Source organism: Caballeronia sp. TF1N1, from assembly GCF_022878925.1.
In the GTDB taxonomy this organism is placed as follows: Bacteria; Pseudomonadota; Gammaproteobacteria; order Burkholderiales; family Burkholderiaceae; genus Caballeronia.
Window position 1 is genome coordinate 29969 of record NZ_CP084629.1, and the last position, 21013, is coordinate 50981.

The 21013-nt window shown below is 61.4% G+C and carries 18 protein-coding genes; 8 read left to right on the forward strand and 10 right to left on the reverse strand.

Translation table 11 applies throughout. The features are described from left to right. Positions 1–3: 3 nt before the first annotated feature. Positions 4–888 carry a LysR family transcriptional regulator gene (locus LDZ28_RS26305; RefSeq protein ID WP_244831441.1) on the reverse strand — a complete coding sequence of 295 codons (885 nt, stop codon included), beginning with the start codon at positions 886–888 and terminating at the stop codon, positions 4–6. Between the two features lie 123 nt (positions 889–1011). Here LDZ28_RS26305 and argC point away from each other — a divergent pair, with 123 nt between their 5' ends. After that, a complete protein-coding gene (argC, locus tag LDZ28_RS26310; protein WP_244831442.1) occupies positions 1012–1950 on the forward strand; it encodes an N-acetyl-gamma-glutamyl-phosphate reductase in 939 nt (312 codons plus the stop codon). 2 nt (positions 1951–1952) lie between these two features. Here the strand turns inward: argC and LDZ28_RS26315 are convergent, their stop codons facing one another. Both LDZ28_RS26315 and LDZ28_RS26320 read right to left on the reverse strand, forming a co-directional pair. Continuing rightward, entirely contained in the window at positions 1953–3629 is a 1677-nt protein-coding gene (locus tag LDZ28_RS26315; protein WP_244831443.1) for an ABC-F family ATP-binding cassette domain-containing protein, read from the reverse strand. A gap of 387 nt (positions 3630–4016) precedes the next feature. Continuing rightward, entirely contained in the window at positions 4017–4514 is a 498-nt protein-coding gene (locus tag LDZ28_RS26320) for a hypothetical protein (RefSeq protein ID WP_244831444.1), read from the reverse strand. On the opposite strand from LDZ28_RS26320, the gene dld reads away from it, so the two are divergent. Continuing rightward, the gene (gene dld, locus LDZ28_RS26325; protein ID WP_244831445.1) at positions 4509–6248 is read left to right on the forward strand and encodes a D-lactate dehydrogenase; all 1740 of its coding nucleotides are present in this window, start codon (positions 4509–4511) and stop codon (positions 6246–6248) included. The two genes, LDZ28_RS26320 and dld, sit on opposite strands and share 6 nt — an antisense overlap. 234 nt (positions 6249–6482) lie before the next feature. Here dld and LDZ28_RS26330 read toward each other — a convergent pair whose 3' ends face one another. Continuing rightward, positions 6483–8312 (reverse strand): ABC transporter transmembrane domain-containing protein, encoded by a 1830-nt coding sequence (locus tag LDZ28_RS26330; RefSeq protein WP_244831446.1) that lies wholly within the window; start codon positions 8310–8312, stop codon positions 6483–6485. 61 nt (positions 8313–8373) lie between these two features. Beyond that, positions 8374–8820, reverse strand: a complete 447-nt coding sequence (locus LDZ28_RS26335; RefSeq protein ID WP_244831447.1) for an SRPBCC family protein — start codon at positions 8818–8820, stop codon at positions 8374–8376. Between the two features lie 172 nt (positions 8821–8992). Between LDZ28_RS26335 and LDZ28_RS26340 the strand changes: the two genes are divergently transcribed. Then, positions 8993–9619: a dihydrofolate reductase family protein gene (locus tag LDZ28_RS26340; RefSeq protein WP_244831448.1), complete on the forward strand. Its 627-nt coding sequence runs from the start codon at positions 8993–8995 to the stop codon at positions 9617–9619. Positions 9620–9630: 11 nt separating this feature from the next. Here the strand turns inward: LDZ28_RS26340 and LDZ28_RS26345 are convergent, their stop codons facing one another. Next, positions 9631–10923 carry a sugar efflux transporter gene (locus LDZ28_RS26345; protein ID WP_244831449.1) on the reverse strand — a complete coding sequence of 431 codons (1293 nt, stop codon included), beginning with the start codon at positions 10921–10923 and terminating at the stop codon, positions 9631–9633. Between the two features lie 275 nt (positions 10924–11198). Here LDZ28_RS26345 and LDZ28_RS26350 point away from each other — a divergent pair, with 275 nt between their 5' ends. Then, entirely contained in the window at positions 11199–12704 is a 1506-nt protein-coding gene (locus tag LDZ28_RS26350) for an esterase-like activity of phytase family protein (RefSeq protein WP_244831450.1), read from the forward strand. Between the two features lie 162 nt (positions 12705–12866). Here the strand turns inward: LDZ28_RS26350 and LDZ28_RS26355 are convergent, their stop codons facing one another. Continuing rightward, positions 12867–13490, reverse strand: a complete 624-nt coding sequence (locus LDZ28_RS26355; protein WP_244831451.1) for an FMN-dependent NADH-azoreductase — start codon at positions 13488–13490, stop codon at positions 12867–12869. Positions 13491–13814: 324 nt separating this feature from the next. On the opposite strand from LDZ28_RS26355, the gene LDZ28_RS26360 reads away from it, so the two are divergent. The 3 genes from LDZ28_RS26360 to LDZ28_RS26370 all read left to right on the forward strand — a co-directional run bounded on the left by LDZ28_RS26360 (position 13815) and on the right by LDZ28_RS26370 (position 16542). Then, positions 13815–14609, forward strand: a complete 795-nt coding sequence (locus LDZ28_RS26360) for an ABC transporter substrate-binding protein (protein ID WP_244831452.1) — start codon at positions 13815–13817, stop codon at positions 14607–14609. 216 nt (positions 14610–14825) lie between these two features. Next, a complete protein-coding gene (locus LDZ28_RS26365; protein WP_244831453.1) occupies positions 14826–16283 on the forward strand; it encodes an amino acid permease in 1458 nt (485 codons plus the stop codon). Between the two features lie 121 nt (positions 16284–16404). After that, complete coding sequence (locus tag LDZ28_RS26370; RefSeq protein ID WP_244831454.1) at positions 16405–16542, forward strand: hypothetical protein; 138 nt, start codon at positions 16405–16407, stop codon at positions 16540–16542. 28 nt (positions 16543–16570) lie between these two features. On the opposite strand, the gene LDZ28_RS26375 is transcribed toward LDZ28_RS26370, so the two are convergent. From LDZ28_RS26375 to LDZ28_RS26385, 3 genes are all read right to left on the reverse strand, one after another. Continuing rightward, on the reverse strand, positions 16571–17701 hold the full coding sequence (locus LDZ28_RS26375) for a branched-chain amino acid ABC transporter substrate-binding protein (protein ID WP_244831950.1): 1131 nt from the start codon (positions 17699–17701) through the stop codon (positions 16571–16573). Positions 17702–17842: 141 nt separating this feature from the next. Further along, positions 17843–19192, reverse strand: a complete 1350-nt coding sequence (locus LDZ28_RS26380; protein ID WP_244831455.1) for an amidase — start codon at positions 19190–19192, stop codon at positions 17843–17845. A gap of 5 nt (positions 19193–19197) precedes the next feature. Beyond that, positions 19198–19881 carry a DUF2848 domain-containing protein gene (locus LDZ28_RS26385; protein ID WP_244831456.1) on the reverse strand — a complete coding sequence of 228 codons (684 nt, stop codon included), beginning with the start codon at positions 19879–19881 and terminating at the stop codon, positions 19198–19200. Between the two features lie 162 nt (positions 19882–20043). Here LDZ28_RS26385 and LDZ28_RS26390 point away from each other — a divergent pair, with 162 nt between their 5' ends. After that, the gene (locus LDZ28_RS26390) at positions 20044–21006 is read left to right on the forward strand and encodes a LysR family transcriptional regulator (RefSeq protein WP_244831457.1); all 963 of its coding nucleotides are present in this window, start codon (positions 20044–20046) and stop codon (positions 21004–21006) included. Positions 21007–21013: the final 7 nt, after the last annotated feature.

The following is a 21013-nucleotide window of genomic DNA, read 5'->3' on the forward strand; positions in this document are numbered from 1 at the left end:
ACGCTAGGCTAGTCGCAGATCCCACAAGACATCGAGTACCTGTCGAGTGGTGCGCTCAACGTGCCCCACACGGTGTGCAATGCCTAGCCGACGCCACAATGCCGGGCGCAGCGGACGCATGACGACGCGTCCGTCGGGCGATGGCGTCGTCGCCTCATGCGGCAGAAGCGCCGCGCCGTAACCTGCCGCCACGAGACTCTTGATCGCGTCGTTGTAGTTCAGCTGAATGCGCGGCGTCGGATGATGACCCGCCGTCGCAAACCACTCCGCTGTCAGACGCGAGAGACGCGTAGTCGCATCATTCAATATGAGAGGCCGAGCGGCGAGCCAATCAGGCGTGACACGGGCGGGACAACGCCAATGCGCGGGCACGAACGCCATCACCGGGTCGCGGCGCCAAGGCTTTATCACGAGTTCGGCCACGGGGAGTTGAGGCAGCGCGACCAGCCCGACATCCAGTCTCCCATCCGCCAATTGGGACAGCGTTTCATGCGACGTGAGCACCGCAAGCTGAATATCGATTGCGGGATTGTGCTGGCGCAAGACGTCGAGCGCTTGCGGCAACAAGTGCGCGATCACGCCAGTCGATGCACCGAGCCGCACCCGCCCTTCCAGTCCCTGCACCTGGCGTTCGATATCGTCCAACGCCTGCTCCGCATCGGCCAGCAGCCGACGCGCGCGTTCCACCAGCAACTCTCCTATTGCCGATGGCCTGACCTGCCCGCGCTTGCGTGACAAGAGCGGCGCCCCAATGCTGTCTTCGAGTTCAGCGACATGCAAACTGACCGTCGGAGGCGCCAGATGCAGAGCGCGCGCTGCATCGGAAAATGAGCCCCGCTCGGCAACCGCGATGAGAGTGCGCAAACGGTCAAGGCTGATCTCTCGCATGTTGGCGTCCAAATTCAGAAAAGTTGAATGTTCAAGTCATGAAATTCGAATTTTCTTATTCTAACGATTAGATGAACATAGGCGCTCGTTCTGCTCGTTACCACCACTCGGAGTATCCCGCGTATGAGCGCCCCCATTGTTTTCATCGATGGCGACCAAGGCACCACCGGATTGCAAATCCACGAACGGCTGCGTGATCGGACCGACATCACGCTGTTCACGCTTGCCGCCGAAGAACGCAAAGACTCACGCCGTCGCGCGGAAGCCATCAACGCCTGCGACATTGCAATTCTTTGTTTGCCCGATGCCGCCGCACGCGAGGCAGTGGACGCTATCGTCAATCCTGCCGTCAGAGTCATCGACGCGAGTTCGGCCCACCGCATACAGCCGGGCTGGACATACGGCTTTCCGGAGATGACGGCAGGACAAGCCGATCGCATTGCAAGCGCCCGTCGCGTCACCAATCCCGGCTGCTATCCGACAGGGGCAATTGGTTTGCTGCGTCCGCTGTTGCAGGCCGGACTCATACCCGGCGGCTATCCTGTCAGCATTCATGCGGTATCCGGCTACTCGGGACGCGGTCGTGCCGGCGTGGAGGAACACCAAGGTAAAGATGCCGTCAACGCGCCTTTATTCCAGGTATATGGTCTGGAGCTCGCGCACAAGCACACGCCGGAAATCCAGGCGCATGCCGGACTCGCGCAGCGGCCGATTTTCGTGCCTGCGTATGGTGCGTTTCGCCAGGGCATTGTGCTGACGGTGCCGTTGGAGTTGCGGCTGCTCGCATCCGACGTGGATGGCGCCACGTTACACGCTTGCCTCGCGCGCCACTATGCGGACGCGGCCCACGTGCATGTCTTGCCGCCGCATGAATCGAGCGTTTTGCGGCATCTCGATCCTCAGGCGCTGAACGGTACGAACGACATGCACCTGAGCGTATTTTCCAACGTGGAACACGGGCAGGTTCTGCTGTCCGCGGTGTTCGACAACCTTGGCAAAGGGGCATCCGGCGCTGCGGTCCAGAACCTGAACCTGATGCTTACGCGGCAATGCCAAGGGTGAACTCAGGCGATGACCTTTTGCTCTCCAGCGGCCTCGCGCATGCGACGTGCTTCGTCGCGCAGGAACTGCTGGTAATCGTCCAGATCGCCGTCGAAGGGTTCGACGCCGCCCTTGGTTACGAGCCAGAACTCGTCGCATACCGCGCGCAGCAGGGACCGGTCGTGACTGACCAACATCACCGTGCCTTCGAATTCGTTGAGTGCCATGCCTAGCGCTTCGCGTGTGGCCAGGTCGAGGTGGTTCGTAGGCTCGTCGAGCAGCAGCAGGTTAGGACGCTGCCATACGATCATGCACAGCACGAGCCGCGCCTTTTCGCCGCCGCTCATCGTGCCGACTGCCTGATGAACCATGTCGCCACTGAAGTTGAAAGTGCCGAGGAACGTGCGAAGCGATTGTTCGGTGCCACTCTGGCCGGGCGCACGCATGTTCGCGGGCGTGTCCTTGGCAAGGCGGATCATGTGTTCCAGCGGCGTGTCGAGAGGACGCAGCACATCGAGTTCTTGCTGCGCAAAGTAGCCGATGTTCAGGCCCTTGCCTTCGCTGATTTCGCCCGCAATCGGCGCAAGTTCGTGCGCCACCGTCTTCACCAGCGTGGACTTACCCTGGCCGTTGGCACCGAGAATACCAATGCGCTGTCCGGCCAGCACCGACCGGTTGATGCCTCGCACGATGACCGTCGGCGGCGTGCCGGGCTCGGCATCGCTCGGCGCCGGGTAGCCGAAGGTCGCGTCCAGCATCGACAACAACGGGTTCGGGACGTTGAGTGGCTCCTTGAACTCGAAGTTGAACTCTGCGTCGGCGAGCACGGGCGCGATCTTCTCCATGCGTTCGAGCGCCTTGACCCGGCTCTGCGCCTGCTTCGCTTTCGAAGCCGTTGCCTTGAATCGGTCGATGAACTTCTGCAGGTGGGCGATCTTGTCCGCCTGCTTGGCCATCGAGGCCTGCTGCAACGCCATCTGCTCGGCGCGCATGTCTTCGAACTTGCTGTAGTTGCCGCCGTAACGCACGAGCTTGGCGTTATCGACGTGGACCGTTACCTGCGTGACCGCATCGAGGAATTCGCGATCGTGGCTGATCACGACCAAGGTTCCCTGATAACGCTTGAGCCACGCCTCCAGCCAGACCAGCGCGTCGAGATCCAGGTGATTGGTCGGTTCGTCGAGCAACAGCAAGTCGGACGGACACATGAGCGCGCGCGCCAGTTGCAGCCGCATGCGCCAGCCGCCGGAGAAACTATTGACCGGCTGGCTAAGTTGCGCAGCACTGAAACCGAGCCCCAGGATCAGCGCTTGGGCACGCGCGGGGGCATCGTGCGCACCGGCGTCGTGAAGGGCCATGTAGGCGTGCGCCATGCGCATGCCATCGTCGTCGGTCTCCGCGGCGGCGACTTCGATCTGCGCGGCCAGCAACACGGTGTCGCCTTCAATTACGAAGTCGGTCGCGCTCTGCTCGGTCTCCGGCATCTCCTGCGCGACCTGTCCCATCTTCCAGGCAGCGGGAATCGAAAACTCGCCACTGTCCTCGTGCAGCGTGCCATTGAGAAGGCCGAAGAAGGACGACTTGCCGGCGCCATTGCGCCCTACGAGGCCGATCTTTTCGCCCGGGGTGAAGGTGACGGACGCGGAGTCGAGTACGACATTGACGCCACGGCGTAGCGTGACATTACGGACGGAAATCATAGAGAGCTACTTCGAAGAGGATAGGCATGATAGCCGACCGAGCGCGCCAAGCCTGCTTTTTTATGAACATGAGAGTGTGGGATCGCGCGCGATATTCAATCGATGTCACGATTTTCGCGAAATGTCCCCGTTAGCGCTCGTCATTCACGCCAAAGGTGCAAGCCATTGAAAATATGGCCTGATGTGCGGGTAATTCAACACGTCCGTTCGCATCATGCCTTAAAAGAAATTCGCATTGCGGGTGCTTATTAATAACACGTATGGGCTTTTTTTACGGTTGAGCGCCACGAATTACCCACTTCTACACTGACGCTCAAGCAAATCACTCGCGATCTCTGGCTAATCGCTCCAAGAAAGTGGCTTAACCGGAATATACTACCTATATAGTTAAAATATCCAAATCGTGTGGTGTAAATGCGACCTTCTCGCAAGTTGATCTGGATAATCTTCGTTTGAACCCGAGGGCCGATAACGACTGATCGAGAAGAGCAGGAAATGCTGGCTCGTCGTTCGGTGCGGTTCACTGGTAGAGAGCCGAGACGGCCCATCAGTGCTATTACCCGCGATTTTCGCGGGTTTTTTTTCGCCTTCAAGTTTTGAGAGGCGCAATTTAATTGGTGCGCCGCGCGGCTGCCTCGATTCGTCGTGTACCGGTGACAGGCGGCCTGCATTTTCCAGATGCGAAAACTGCCCACCGTCGATGCCCAAGTACATCGCATAGTCCGACCTACTCGTTAAAAACCCTGGAACGACGTAAAGCGAGCCGTCCGGTTTCGATCTTGACGTGTCCGGCGATGTCATTTCCGGATGAATCGCGTAAAGTTTCACCGTTCGATTCTCCCACTCATCATGACCGGCCCAGGGTCCAAAGTCCTCAACATGCATGAACTCATTCAGTCGCTTGGCGACATCGTCGGCAGCCAGTTCGTCTTCACGGGCGCCACTGAAACGCGCCGCTTCCGGCAGGGTTATCGCTATGGCAGCGGCCAGGTGTTGGCGGCCATTCAGCCCGGCACGCTGGTCGAAATGTGGCGGGCGCTTCAGGCCTGTCATCGTGCAAGGACGATCGTCATCTGTCAGGCGGCGAACACCGGGTTGACGGGCGGATCGACGCCCGCGGACGGCGGCTACGACCGCCCGGTCGTCGTGCTCAACACCATGCGATTGCGGCGGCTGGACGTGATTCGAAACGGCGAGCAGGTCATCTGCCAGCCGGGCGTGACGCTCGATCAGCTTGAAAAGCGACTGCAGCCGCTCGGCCGCGAACCCCATTCGGTGATCGGCTCAAGCTGCATCGGCGCTTCGGTGACCGGCGGCATCTGCAACAATTCGGGCGGCTCGCTAATTCGCCGAGGACCCGCATTCACCCAATTGTCGATCCACGCGCGCGTCACGGCGGACGGCGAACTGAAGCTCGTCAATCATCTGGGAATCGATCTGGGCGACTCCGCCGAAGTCATACTCGGCCGTCTGGACGCGGGCGAATTGCCGGACGATATTCCGGCAGCCGCAGGGCTGCTCGCTTCGGATAACGAGTACAGCACCCATGTGCGCGACATCGATGCGTCCACGCCCGCGCGCTTCAATGCCGACCCGCGCCGGCTCTATGAAGCATCGGGCTCGGCCGGACACCTTGCGGTTTTCGCTCTGCGGCTCGACACCTTTGCGGCGGACGAACAAACCCAGGTGTTCTATATCGGCAGCAACGACGCCGCCGAGCTGGAAACCATACGCCGCGACATACTAAGTGGCTTCCGTAGTCTACCGATCGCCGGTGAGTACATGCACCGCGGAGCGTTCGATATCGCCCGTCGCTACGGCAAGGACATGTACATGTACATTCGTGCGTTCGGCACGGATAAGGTGCCGCATGCATTCGCGGCGAAGAGCAGGTTCGACGGGTTCACCGAGAAAGCGCGTCTTGGTAACGGCATCAGCGATCGGCTGTTGCAGGCGGCGAGCCGGCTTTTGCCCGAGCATCTGCCGCGCCGGCTCATCGAGTATCGCGACCGGTTCGAGCATCATCTGTTGCTGAAGATGGGCAACGACGGTGTGCACGAAGCGCGAACCTACCTCGAATCGCGTTTTCCGTCGCAACAGGGTGGCTATTTCGAATGCACGCCCGAGGAAGGCAAGGCGGCTTTCCTCAACCGCTTCGCGATTGGAGGCGCCATGGTGCGCTATCGGGCAGTCCATTCGCGAACCGTGGAGGACATCGTCGCGCTCGACGTTGCACTTCCACGGAACACGACCGACTGGTTCGAACGGTTGCCAGCGCATATTTCGAAAGACATCGAATTCACGATGTATTGCGGCCACTTCTTCTGCCACGTTCTGCACCAGGAATACCTGGTGAAGAAAGGTGTCGATTGCGACCGGATCAAGGACGACATCCTCGCTCTGCTCGCCGCGCGGGGCGCCGAGTATCCTGCCGAACACAACGTCGGTCACCTGTACGAAGCGAAAGCGTCTCTTGCACGGTTCTACGAAGAACTGGACCCGACCAATGCCTTCAATCCAGGCATCGGCAAGACCTCGCGGCTCTTCAACTGGGGACGATCATCGGCCTACGAGTGCGCATGCGAGTCGGATCACGAGGTGCTACAAAGAGAGCAGTAAGCGTCATTGCACCCGGCGTGTTCGGCATGATCTTTTCGATGTCGTCGCTCGGCCAAACGACGACTGCTTGTTCGTCGGCCGTTGCGACGCTTCGTTGGCCACGATGCTTTGGCCGATGGAGCGACCGGGTTGCCACATCGACCGTCCGATGCCGTCATGCGCCAAGTTGCAGCGCTTTAGCGGGAGCCGTTTCACTGCGTGTGCGCGTAGCAAGCGACGGCTGTCATGCGAAGCTCAAGCCGAAGCCTCATGCCCACGAGCAATCCCGGCAACCCCCATCTGATCCCCGAACTGCAACGCAGCCAACTGCGCATAAAGCGGCGAACTCAAGAGCAGCTCCGCATGACGACCCTGCGCGACAATACGCCCCTGTTCCAGCACGACGATGCGATCGGCCTGCTGAACCGTCGCAAGCCGATGCGCAATGACGAGCGTCGTGCGGTTGTGCGCCGCGTTGTCCAGCGCCTTTTGCACGAGCCGTTCGCTGGCGGCATCGAGGGCACTGGTGGCTTCATCGAGCAGCAGGATGGGCGGGTTCTTCAAAATCGCGCGGGCAATCGCAATACGCTGACGCTGACCGCCTGACAATCGCACGCCGCGTTCGCCGAGAAACGTGTCGTAGCCTTCAGGCAGTTCCTCGATAAACCCGGCCGCGGCGGCCATGTCGGCGGCGCGCTGCACTTGCGCGAGCGTGGCGTCCGACGAGCCGTAGCGGATGTTGTCGATCACGCTGCCAGAAAAGATCACCGATTCCTGCAGCACCACGCCAATCTCCTTGCGCAATTCGACGAGCGGCACATCGCGCGTCGGCACGCCGTTGATCAGAATGCGGCCTGACTGAGGATCGTAGAAACGCAGCAGCAGTTGAAACAGCGTGGATTTTCCCGCGCCGGATGGCCCAACCAACGCGACATGCTCGCCCGGACGAACCTGCAGCGAAAGCCCCGAAAGCGCGGCAATACCCGGCCGCGACGGATACGAGAACCCGATATTCTCTAAGCGGATGCCCTCGCCTCGCGCGGGCAGCGTGACCGTGCTCTCGGCCTCCAAGACCGGCGAGCGTGCGGCGAGCAATTGCAGCAAGCGTTCGGTGGCGCCGGCGGCGCGTTGCAGATCGCCCCATACCTCGGCGACCGCGCCCACGGCGCCTGCCGTGAACACCGCGTAGAGAATGAACTGGGACAACTGGCCCGCCGTCATGCGACCGGCGAGCACTGCCTGCGCGCCTAGCCACAGCACGAAGACGATTGCGCTGAACACCAGCACGATCACCACGGCCGTCAACCAGGCGCGAGCGCGAATGCGCGTGAGCGCGGTCTCGAAAGCGGCTTCCACCGCGCCGGCATATCGTTTCGTCTCGAAAGGCTCTTGCGTGTACGACTGCACGGTCGGCATCGCGTTGAGCACCTCGCCTGCCAGCGCGCTCGTGTTCGCGATCTTGTCCTGGCTCGCGCGCGAGAGTTTCCGCACGCGCCGCCCGAAGATCACGACAGGCGCGACCACGATGACGAGCGTCGCGATGATGTACGCGGACAGCATCGGGCTCGTGACCGCGAGCATCGCCACGCCGCCGGTCAGAAGGAAGAAATTGCGCAGCCCGAGCGACAGGCTCGTACCCACCACCGTTTGAATCAGCGTGGTGTCGGCGGTGAGTCGCGACAGCACTTCGCCAGTCTGTGTGGTTTCGAAGAACTGCGGGCTCATCCGCAGCATGTGGTCGTACACGGCTCGACGCAAATCGGCCGTCACGCGCTCCCCAAGCGAGGAGACGAGATAGAAGCGCAGCGCCGTCGCGGCCGCCAGCACCAGCGAGACGACCAGGAGCGCCAGAAAATATCGATCGATATGCGTCCGGTCGCCCTCGGCGAAGCCACGATCGATGAGGTATTTGAACGCGACCGGCAACACCAGCGTCGCGCCCGCCGATGTCACCAGCGCAAGGAAAGCGAGCGCCCAGCGTCCGGCATACGGACGCAGGAACGGAGACAAGGCGAAGAGCTGTGCGACACCGGATAAAGAACGCGCAGACGATGAAGACGACGAAGACCTGACAGGGTCGGACATGTAAATTCCCGAGCGGAGCTGATATCCACTCGATTGTGCCAGCACCGCCAGTTCCGCGAGTTCAGCCGGAGATCTCGGGCTCGACCAAGTGCGCCAGTTGCAGCAGCGACTCTTGCCAGCCGAGATAGCACAACTCCGCCGGAATGACCTCGGGTATGCCTTCCTGCACGATGGTAACTTCGGTCCCGCACGACACCTGCCGCAACGAAACGGTGACGCGCATTTCGCCGGGAAGGTTGGCATCGTCGAAACGGTCCGAGTAGCGGATCTTTTCGAACGGTTTCAGTTCGAGGTACTCGCCGCCGAAAGACTGGCTCTGGCCCGTGCGGAAGTTGTGAAACGACATCTTGTGAGTGCCGCCCTCCCGCGCATCCATGTGATGGACCTGACAAATTAACCCGTACGGCGGAAGCCACCTTGCGATGGCATGGGGTTCCAGGAATGCGCGGTAGATGCGTTCGGGCGGCGCGCGCAAGACGCGGTGAAGATTGACGGTTCCGGTAGCCATGATATTCGCCTCGCTTCGAGAAGTTGGACACACTGCTACGACGATGCATCGTCGCTGAATTCGACAGCTTCGGGATCAGGGATAACCCCTGAACGAGCGCCGTGTCGATTCATCCGCGAATCGTTCGTCGTCTATATACGGACCGATCGCGTCTGCCTACCAAGAGGACATCATGCGCAAGCTCATCGTTTCCACGTTCATCAGCATGGATGGCGTCATTCAGGCGCCTGGCGGCCCAGAAGAAGATCGCAGCGGCGGGTTTCGCGTCGGCGGCTGGATCGTGCCTTTTGCCGATAAAGCCATCGGCGACAACTTGCAGGATCTGCTCTCACGGCCGTTCGACTTGCTGCTAGGCCGCTGCACTTACGACATCTTCGCGTCGTACTGGCCACACGTTCCGGCCGATTCGCCCAATCGCGCGATGGCCGACCTGTTCGACAAAGTGCCCAAGCATGTAACGACGCATCGCGCGGAATCGCTCGGCTGGCACAACAGCCACGCGCTCGAAGGCGATCTCGCCGATGCAACCCGCGCGCTCTTGCATCAGGAGGGCGCCGATCTGTTGACGTTCGGTAGCGGCGACATGGTGCGCCAGTTGCTCGCGGCGGGCCTCGTGGACGAGCTTCGTCTACTGACTTATCCCGTCTTGCTGGGACGCGGCAAGCGTTTGTTCGCCGACGACGCGCTGCCGTCTGCGTTCACGCTAACGCGATCGGTGAGCACGCCAGGCGGCGTGCTGGTCACGCGCTATGTGCGCGATGGCGAGGTCCGCACGGGATCGTTCGACAAAGCGGAATGACACGACAGACGCTAGGCCGCTTGCCGCCGCGCTCTCACCCACGCAATCATCCGCAATGCAATCAGCTTGAACGGTGGATTGGAGAACAGCACGAGCGCGCCGAGTGTCAGGCATCCGCAAATAAGGAACGTGCCGCGATAACCAAGCGCGGCCACGAGCACGCCGGACAGCACGCCCGAGAGAATGGAACCCACGCGCGACGCATTGAAGAAGAGCGCCGTCGCGGCGCCTGGCGTGCGCGGCATCAGGTCCTGAATATAGGTCATGCCGAGACACGACGTCACCGAGACCACGAACGCATTGAACGCCTGCATCGGAATCAGGAACTGAACGCTTTGCGAAGCGGCGACCGCGATGAAGTACACCACATGCACGGCCGCGCACGAGGCGAGCCAGCGCTGCTTGTTAAGGCGCGAGCCACGTGCGCCGAGTACGAGCATCATCGGGATTTCGAGCAACGCGCCGAGGCCGAGCATGACGGACACGTCGATACGCGAGCCATGCATGCCATGCACGACGTAGAGCGGCAGAACGATCATCGTGGCGCTCGCGGCGAGTCCGATAAGCGTGAGCGCAATGGTCGCGCGCCAGATCTCGGCGCGCGTGTGCGGCGCGCCTTCATGCGGCGCGATCACTTCCTCGGTCTCAGGCGTCGTGACTTCGAGCAATGACGATGGATCGCCCGCGTAATGCGCGGGGGCGCTGTGCGGATCGCCCTTGGGGGAGTCATGCATCCGCCAGACTATGGCCCCGCACGCCGCGAAGCACGCCGCCGCAAACAAAAAGAGTCCGTAGAAGCCCGCGCCTGCCAATACGAGCGCGCCGACGGACGGCCCGAATACCCAGGCCATGGAAAGCACGGTGCGCAGCGTGGCGAGCGCAAACGAACGCTCCGCTGCGTCATCGACGGGCAATGCCGAGCGCGCGAACGAGAACACCAGCGACATGGCCGAGCCACCGGCCCCGAGAAACGCGATGCCGACCACGACGAGCGAGACGAAGTTGCGCAGAAAGCACATCAGCAAGAAGCCGATTGCCGATGCGATCAGCGCACCAAGCAGCAACTCTCGATGATGCCCATGCTTGTCCGACCACTTGCCTGCCAACGCGCTGGCGACCACGCCGCTTGCCGCGATGACCGTCATGAAGACGCCGAGTTGCAGCGGCGTCATGTCGGCCTGCTCGACGCTGAACAGCGACAAGTACGGCGCGGTGAAAGAGAGCGCGACGCCGAGCATCAAAATGGCGCCGGCTAGCGGCAAGAAAAACGGGATACGTGCAAGACTGATAAAGCGAGTATTCATTTCGTCTCTGATCGAACGGTGTCGCGACACACAAAGGCCACCGCGAATTATGCGCCGCTCGCGCGACAAGCGTATCCCGAACCCTTCGCGAACATTCGCCTCGCCTGCTCGACAGTCACACGAACGTCATCTTTCGATCGTAATAATGCGCGGCGGGTTTTTATGTCGTTGCAAGCTGCGCGCCGGTCGCCAGCTATCCGCACTCTTTTCGCGCGCGTTAGGAGTTTCCATTTACGACGCGCGCCATTCAGGTCATTCCATCGAAGGAGACGTTCATGGTTCGAGCCCGTGTCTTTGCCTTGTCGCTTGCCGTATCCGCGATGTCCATCGCCTGCACGTCCGCGTGGGCGAGCGTCGATCTCGTCGCGATCGGCCAGTTGAGCGGCAACATCGGCGACCGTTCGAAAGCGACGGCCGCGCCGCTCGAAAACGGCGCGCCGGGCAACCTTCTCGGCGGCGTCGGCTCGGGACTCGCGTATGCGGGATGCGATACCTTCCTCGCCGTGCCCGACCGCGGCCCGAACGCGATCTCCTATAACAAGGCTATCGACGATACGGCGTCCTACATCAATCGCTTCCAGACCTTCTCGCTGCGTCTCGAAGCCGGCGGCAAGGGCAGCAAGCTGCCGTATTCGCTGAGCCCGAAGCTGCTCGACACGACCTTGCTGCACAGCCATGAGCCGCTCGTCTATGGCGATGGCGCGGCAGCCGGCGTCGGCAATGGCGCGCCTGCGCTGAACGCCACCAATCACACGCACTATTTCACCGGGCGCTCGGACAACTTCACGCCGACGCAGCCGTCCACGTATCCGCGCGATGCGCGTCTGGACCCGGAAAGCATTCGCGTGGCGCGCGATGGCGCGAGCGTCTTCATCTCCGATGAGTACGGTCCGTATATCTATCGTTTCGATCGTCGCACGGGCGAGCGGATCGCCGTGTATCGTGTGCCGGCCTCGTTCGCCGTGACGACGCTATCGTCCATCGGCAACGATGAGATCAGCGAGAACACCTCGGGCCGCGTGGCGAACAAGGGCATGGAAGGTCTCGCCATTTCACCCGATGGCGATACGCTCTTCGGCGTGATGCAAAGCCCGCTGATTCAGGACGGCGGCACGAACGGCCCGTACACGCGAATCCTGCGCATCGACGTGCGTACCGGCAAGACCACGCAGTTTGCATATCCGTTGACCAACATCGGCACGGACGCGAAGCCGAACTATCCCACCATCAGCGACATCGTCGCCGTGAACGAGCATGAATTGCTGCTCGACGAACGCGACGGCAAAGGTCTCGGCGACGATTCGAAGGCCGCGTTCAAACGTGTGTACCACGTCGATTTGAACGGCGCGCAGGACGTGAGCCAGGCAAGCGGCGCGAGCGGCCTCGCGCCCTACGCGTTGAACAAGACGCTCTTCCTCGATGTCGTCGCGGCCTTGACGGCCTATGGCTTCGCGCCGACGGACATTCCCGCCAAGCTCGAAAGCCTCGCGTTCGGGCCGGATATCCGCGTGAAGGGCGCGGTCAGGCACACGCTCTTCATCGCTAACGACAACGACTTCGTGGGAACGGTCACGGATACCAATCATCCGAACGGGATCGACAATCCGAACCGGTTCTTCGTATTTGCCATGGATTCGGCGGATCTGCCGGGATATGTGGCGCAGCGCTTGCCCGGAGCGGGTGGCCGCGACGATCGCGCATGCCGGGACGATCACGACGGTCACGATCACGAGCACGACGATCACGATCACGACGGTCATGGCCACGGTCACGGCGACTGATTGAAGTCGCACGATCTTGTCCACAGTTTCAGTGGACAAGATCGTGGATAACTCGCTCGCGAAAGACGTATCGCGTTGAAGTGAAACGCTTTTTCGCTCGTGTCGCGCAAACGTGCCGTTCGGCTCATTTCTGCCGCGTATTCGAGCGCCGCGTCTTAGCGCTCACAGGCTCAGGGCAAGCTCCCGTGCCTTCTCGCTCGCTTCATTGCGCGATGCATGGTCCTGCTCGGGACCCGCCAGGGTCTTCTCGACAGTGACGACGCGCACATCGGTAATGCCGACCATGCGCGACCACGTCTTCAAATAGTCCGACTGGAAATCGTATTCCTCCGGCGGAAAGTCCCCTCCAAGCTGAACACCGCGCGCGGCGATGGTCACGACCGTCTTTCCGCCGAGCAGGCCGTTCAAGCCGTTCTCGTCGAAAGTAAAGAGCACGTCCTTTTGCGAGATGACATCGATCAGATGCTTCAGGCGATACGGAATGCCGAAATTCCACATCGGCACGCTGAAGACGATCACGTCGGCCTTCGTGAACCGTTCGGCGAGCGCGTGCACGGTCCGCCATGCGGATGCCTGAGCGGCATCGAGCTCACGGCCCTGGATGCCCGCGTATTTTGCTTCGAGTATCGGGCCATCGAACGTGGGCAGATCGGTTTCCCATACGTTCAGTTCATCGACGCTTCCATCGGGATGGCGCTCCTTCCATGCATCGGTGAACGCCCGGGCCACTTGCTGCGAAGCGGAACGCCCGGCACGGGGCGAACCAATCACATGAAGAAGATGCATAAGTCCTCGCGAAGGTAAGTTGAAACGAGCCGCGCGCCTGGGCTTGCGCGTCGAGACGCACGGGCAATGATGAAAAGCCAACAGCGCAGCAAAAACGATGCCGTTTCAGACGGGCGTTTTCCGTCCGATCGACCGGATCGGGTAGCGCAAATGCAGAACGTAAGCGTGAAGGCCGTCCTACCGGCAAGCCGCAACCCGACCCGCATTAATACTTTTCCAGATTGTTTTCCTGCTTAAATCGAGTGCTGCCGCGCCGGTTTGTCCATGCGTTTCCTATGCTTTAATCCGGCGAAGCGAACCTCAACCCCTTTAAGAGATCAAGCAATGAGGAATGTAACGTCGATCGCCTCTTTCAAGGCTGCTGTCCTGCTCGCCGCGACGCTCGGTGCCGGCGCCGCATCGGCGGCCGGAACGGTTCACTACGGGCTGGAAGCGCAGTATGCGCCGTTCGAGTTCAAGTCGGCATCGGGCGAACTGCAGGGTCTCGACGTCGATATCGGCAATGCGGTCTGCGCCGAACTCAAGATGAAATGCGAATGGACCGAGAGTTCGTTCGACGGAATCATCCCCGCGTTGCAGGCGCGCAAATTCGACGTCATCAATTCGGCGATGAACGTCACGGAGAAGCGTCGACAGATCATCGACTTCACCAACATCATCTACAAGGTGCCGACGCAACTCGTGGCGAAAGCGGGCATCGGCCTCATGCCGACACCTGAATCGCTCAAAGGCAAGAACATCGGCGTGTTGCAGGGATCCACTCAAGAGACTTACGCAAAGGCGAAGTGGGCCAATAACGGCGTGACCGTCACGACCTATCAGGACCAGAACCAGATCTATACGGACCTCAAGTCCGGCCGTATCGACGGCACGCTGGTGCTTTCCGCCGCCGGGCAATCCGGCTTCCTGTCGAAACCGGATGGCGCGGGCTACGCCTTCGCGGGCGGCCCGGTGAACGACGACGCGATCCTCGGCAGCGGCATTGCGTTCGGTGTGCGCAAGGACGACGGCGCGTTGAAGGAGCGCCTGAACAAGGCTATCGCCAAACTGCAGGCGAACGGCACGGTCAAGACCCTGGCAAGGAAATATCTCGGCGATATCGACGTCTCTCCGAAGTAAATCTATCGCTCGTGGCAATCCGCGAACGCCGGGCCTTGCGCGCGGCGGGCGCGGGAAATCCATTGGTCGACTTTATTATTTTCGGTCTACACTGAATTCATCGCCTATCCACCGATTAACCGATCAACTCCTCAGCAGGCGCGTTTGTAGTCCTCCGCGAGCCGAAGCATGCCGAGTCGGTCCGTGCCCAACATCATTTGAACGGGACGACTCATCATGGCCGATACGAGTTACATGGCGCGCAAATCCGTCGCCGATATCGTGGGAAGCGCGGACGCGGAAGGCAGTCACCTATCGAAAACCCTCGGCGCCACGAGCATTACGGCAATGGGTATCGGCGCGATCATCGGCGCTGGCATCTTCGTGCTGACGGGCACCGCCGCCGCGCAATTCGCGGGGCCGAGCATCATGTTGTCATTCGTTTTGGGCGGCATTGCATGCGCGTTCGTGGGTCTGTGCTACTCGGAACTGGCGGCCATGCTGCCTGTATGCGGCAGTAGTTATACCTACACGTATGCCACGCTCGGCGAGATTTTCGCGTGGATCATCGGCTGGGATCTGATCCTCGAATATGCGATGGGCGCGGCGACGGTGGCGGTCGGCTGGTCGGGCTATATCGTGAGCCTCTTGCATAACGTGGGCGTCACGATTCCGCCTGCGCTCGCGGCCGCACCCGGCACCGTCATCAAGCTCGCCGACGGAAGCACCGTGACGGGCGTCATCAATTTGCCGGCGGTGTTCATCATCGGCGTGCTGACCACGCTGCTCGTGCTCGGTACGAAGGAATCCGCACGGCTCAACAACATCATGGTGGCGGTCAAGCTGGTCGTCGTGGTGGCCTTCATCGCGCTCGGCATCTTCTTCGTGAAGCCGGCGAACTGGCATCCGTTCATTCCGCCGAACACGGGCGAATTCGGCAACTTCGGCATGAGCGGCATCTTGCGCGGCTCCGCCGTGGTGTTCTTCGCGTTCATCGGTTTCGATGCCGTCTCCACTGCCGCGCAAGAAGCGAAGAAACCGCAGCGCGACATGCCTATCGGCATTCTCGGATCGCTCGTCATCTGCACGGTGCTGTACATCCTCGTTGCGGGCGTGCTCACCGGGCTCGTGCCTTACGGCGAACTCAACGTGCCCGATCCCATCGCGAAGGGCGTGGATGCCATCGGCATGAACTGGTTCTCCATTCTCATCAAGATCGGCGCGCTGACGGGTTTGACCACGGTGATTCTCGTGCTGCTCTACGGACAAAGCCGCATCTTCTTCACGATGTCGACCGACGGCCTGCTTCCGGGGCTTTTTGCGCGGGTGCATCCGCGGCTCAAGACGCCGCATTTGAGCCAGATTCTCATTGGTTCGATTGTCGCGATCGTCGCGGCGCTCACGCCCATCAGCGTGCTTGGCGAGATGGTCAGTATCGGCACCTTGTTCGCGTTCATTCTCGTGTGCGGCGCGGTGATCTATCTGCGGCGCAGCGATTCCGGCGCCAATCGCCCGTTCAGGGTTCCGGGCGTGCCCATCGTCCCGATTCTGGGCATCCTCTTTTGCCTCCTGCTGATGTCCGGTTTGCCGCTCGTCACGTGGGTTCGGCTCGTGGTTTGGCTCGTCATCGGCATGGTGATCTATGTGTCGTATGGCCGGAAACATTCGAAACTGCGCTTCCCGGAACGGCAATGAACGCTTGAGGGCGCGTCGCGCGTTATCTCAATATTTCTCACATGCACGTGAAATATGCTCGTTTTGCGACGACACCGGGCCGGCTTAGACTGGGATGTTAATCATCCCAGGAGCATTTCTCATGAGCGTGTCTTTATATGAGTTGTCCTCGGTCGCGGTCATACTCGGTGTCGTCGGCTTGATGCTCGTCAGGGCGTTCGCGGCTTCGCATGCGGATAGCGTCGATGTTTTCAGGAAGACGGACGCGGAGAAACGTTAGTTTTTCCAAGGCCACGTGATGCAGACGGTCAGTTGTGAATGACGTCCGCGACGATCTTCTTGTCGTCCTTGAACTGATACACGGTGATCGCCGCAGTGGTCAGATCGCCATGCGGATCGAAGGCGATATTGCCCGTCACGCCGTCATAGCGAGTTGCGGGCATCGCGGCCAGAATCTTCGTGCGGTCGGTGGAGTTTGCGCGCTTCATTGCATCGACGATCACATATACCGAGTCATACGCGAACGGCGCATACGCGTTGATCGGCGTCTTGAAGCGTTCCACATAGCGCTTTTCGAATTCCGCGCCACGCGGCATGCGTGCAAGCGGCAAGCCCGCTTCGGAACAAACCAGATTGACGATGGCATCGCCCGCAAGCGAACTCATCTTGTCCGTGCATGCGCCATCGCCTGCCAATACGCGCGCGTTGATGCCCAGATTGGCCGCCTGCTTGACGAGCGGACCAGCCGTTGCATCCGATCCGCCGTACATGATGACGTCCGGCTTCAGACCTTTAACCTTGGTCAGGATCGCGCGAAAATCGGTGGCTTTGTCGCTGGTCGCTTCGTGCGTCACGATAGCGCCGCCGCCCGATGACACCGCCTTCGAGAATTGTTCGGCAAGCCCTTGCCCGTAAGCGGTCGAGTCGTCGATCACGGCCACGCGCCGTGCTTTCAGCGTGTTGGTGGCAAAGCGTGCGAGCGCGGGGCCTTGCATGGCATCCGTCGCCACGAGACGAAACGCCGTCTTGTAGCCCTGCTGCGTATAAGCTGGATTGGTGGATGCGGGCGTGACCTGCACGACGCCCGCTTCGCTATAGATGCGCGATGCCGGAATCGACACGCCCGAGTTGATGTCGCCGACTACCGCGACCACGCCATCATCGACCAGCTTCTGCGCGATCTGCGTTCCGGTGCGCGGGTCGGCCGCGTCGTCTTGCGAATCGAGTTGCAGCGTTACGTTCTTGCCGCCGATGACGAGATGCCGCGCGTTGATTTCATCGACAGCCAAGCGCGCCGCATTCTCGCTGTCCTTGCCGATGTTGGCGAGCTGGCCGGTCAACGGCGCGGCATGACCGATCAGCACGACCGCATCGGCGGCATGCGCGGCAAGCGGAGCGAACGATGCACAGACAGCAAGCGTCGCGGACAACGGATACATAGCGCGTGGTTTCATGGTTGGACCTCTTTGATCGTGGATATCGGGTTGGCAACAAGGGGTTAGCAACAAGGTGAACGCAGTATTCGGTGGTCGATATACGTTGTCCAACGAGTAATTCCTGTCGCCCGCGATAAGAATTCGTTAAGCGTTCGAGCGCATTTGCCTTAAGCGCGCCTCGACGCCGCGACCGATTGCGAGAACGGCGGCATCGGCGAATGCGGGACCGACAATCGACATTCCCACCGGCAATTCGCCCTCGCGATGACACGGCAATGTGAGCGCGCAGCCATCGAGCAAATTGACGATGCCTGGATTGCGCAGCGTCTTCGCATTGACCGCGAAGAAGTGTTCGTCGTCATGTTCGAGCGCTTCCAGAAACGGTGCAACGATGGCGACGGTCGGCATGAGCCATGCATCGAAGGGCGCGAGCCGTCGTCGTGCGCCGCGAATGAAACGCTCGCGTGCGGCCATCAGATCAATGTAATCCGCCGCCAGAAAACGCTCTCCCCGACGCAGGCGCGCGAGCACGCGCGGGTCGTACCGATGCCCTTCCCGAGCCACGAGATGCCGATGCCACGCCCACGCCTGCGATGCCGTGATGCCCGGTTGAGGCGCATGTTCGAGCACGTCGCGCAGCTCCGGAAAGTCGATTGACTCGATAGTCGCGCCCGCTGTCCGCAATGCATCGAGGGCGCGTTCGAACGCCGCGCGCACGGCATCGTCCGCGTCATCGACGACATTGGCATAGGTTACGCACAAGCGCAGCGTATCGAGCGGGCGCGCCGTGGTATCGGGCGTCTCGGCGGACAGAATGGCGTCGGCCGCCGCGCAGCAATCGACGCTGTTCGCAATCGCGCCGACCGAATCGAATGCGCTTGCGAGCGGCAATACGCCGTCGAGCGGCACGCGACGCGCGGTCGGCTTGAACGCCGTGAGACCGCAGAATGCCGCCGGTATGCGCAAGGAGCCGCCCGTATCCGTGCCGAGCGCCCACGCCACGTGTGAGCGCGCAACGGAGACCGCCGCGCCCGAACTCGATCCGCCCGCTACCCGACGCGCATCATGCGGATTGCGCGGCGTGCCGTGATGCGGATTCAGCCCGAGCCCCGAATACGCGAACTCGCTCATGTTGGTCCGGCCGACGAAGACCGCGCCCGCATCGCGCAGACGCGAGACCGCGACGCTATCGCGCGTGGCCGGTTCAGCGCCTTGCAGCACGCGCGAGCCGGCGGCGGTGACTTCGCCCTTCACATCGAACAGGTCCTTGATGGAGACGGGAACGCCCGCAAGCGACGACGGTACGTAGTCGCGCAGACGCAAGGCATCGCTCGTCATGGCGGCCGCGTGCGACGACTCGCGATCCACGCTCACATAGGTGCTCGGGTCTACGTGGGTATCGCGCTGGATCGTTTCGAACGAGGCGTCGACGAGACTCGACGCCGTGGCTTGCCCCGTTGCGAGCGCGTGCTGAATGGTGCTGATGGTCGGCATGGCCGTCACTCCACGTGCGCGAGCGCATTCACGCCATAACGATGAACCAGCGTGCGCCGCAAGACCGGATCGTGCAGTTCGATCTCGAAGCTCCACGCGGGCAGCAGTGCGCCGAGCAGTGCTTGCGTGCCGCAATAAAGCACCGTGCCGGAAGGTAACGAACGCGTGTGCCCGAGCCCGGTCAACAGAATGGCCGGCGGCAGCAATCGTGCAAGCGAGCCTTCCTGATAGAGCACGCGCTCGCCATGCGGATCGATACGCCAGCTTCGCGCAATCAACTGGTCCCAATGGGCAGCGACATCGTCGTAGCGCCAGAGCGTCGCGCCGAGCGGCTTCGCGCACATCTGCTTGGAAACGGCCACGTCGTAGCTTTCTGCCTTGCGGTCCGTATGGTACGAGCCGACGCCGACCAGCAGACCATGGCTCGCGTCCGACACGAGCACGGCCTCCACCTCGCCCGAAGAATTGCCGCCGACGACATCGATCCGTTCGTCCACGGTCAGCAGCGACGCCGCGACTTCGTAGAAGCATGGCGTCGTGGCCGGGCGCTTTACGCCCAGCGCGGCAAGTTCGGCGATATGGTGCTCGACTTCCGCGCTGTCGCGCCCCGCCCAGCCGGCGATGATGAGCCGTGCGGGACTGAACGCGAATCGCGGTCCATCTTCGATGACGAATGAAATGGCTGACATGTGAGCTTCGAGATAAGGATGACGACGCCCACAGTGTTCGCGTCGAGCGCGTGCCGTGTCCAACAAATAAAACTTGAGGCAAGTGCGGAGAATTTCTTGTCGTTCGACGCTTATTGCGGCGCTACACTGGGCCGTCCGATACGACTCGCCCTGGCATCCACCATGAACGTCCGCTTTCTCGAGACCTTCGTCTGGCTCGCGCGCTTGCGTAGCTTCCGGCTGACCGCCGAGCGCATGCACGCCACGCAAGCCGCGATTTCGAGCCGCATTTCAGCGCTCGAACTCGAACTCGGCGTGAAGCTCTTCGAGCGCGGTCCGCGTGAGGTCACGCTGACTCAGGACGGCACCAAGGCGCTCGCCTTCGCCGAACAGATCGTGCAGATCAACCGCGCGATGGTCGAGAGCGTGGGCGACCGGCGCAACATCGCGGGCATGTTGCGGCTCGGCGCAATCGAATCGGTCGTGCATACATGGCTGCCCGAATTGCTCAAGCGGGTGCGCGAAGAGTACCCGCGTCTCACGCTCGAATTGACGAGCGACACATCCGCGAATTTGTCGGCTCAAGTTGCGCATGGTCATTTGGATGCCGCGTTGCTGAGCACGCCGATCAACGGTGCCGATGTCGGCAACGCATTGCTTGGCAGCTTGCCCATGTGCTGGGTCGCGAGCCCGGCGCTGGGCTTGTCCGACGAGACGCTCTCGGAGAGCGAGCTTGCCGCGTTTCAGATCGTGAGTTTCGCGCGGCACTCGCAGCCGCACGCCTTTCTCGTCGATCTATTCGCGGCGGCCGGCGAGAACCAGGTGCAGATCAATTGTCTTTCGTCCGCTGCGGCGATCAGCCGGCTCGTCGTCGATGGCTTCGGCATTGCAGCCGTGCCTGCCGCCTTCGTGATGCGCGAAATCGAAAGCGGGCAATTGCAGACGCTGCGTGTCGCGCACCACGTGCCTGGCCTGCCGCTCGTCGTGTCGTATCGGCGCAGCGCGGACAGCCTGTTGCCCGAGTCCATCGCCCGGCTTGCACGCGCGATCATGCTCGATTACAGCTTGAAGCACGGACCGCGCTTCGCGCTCGTGCCGGAAACCGCTGACGATATTGCCGCCGGCTTTGCCCGTACCTCGCCTTGAACACTTG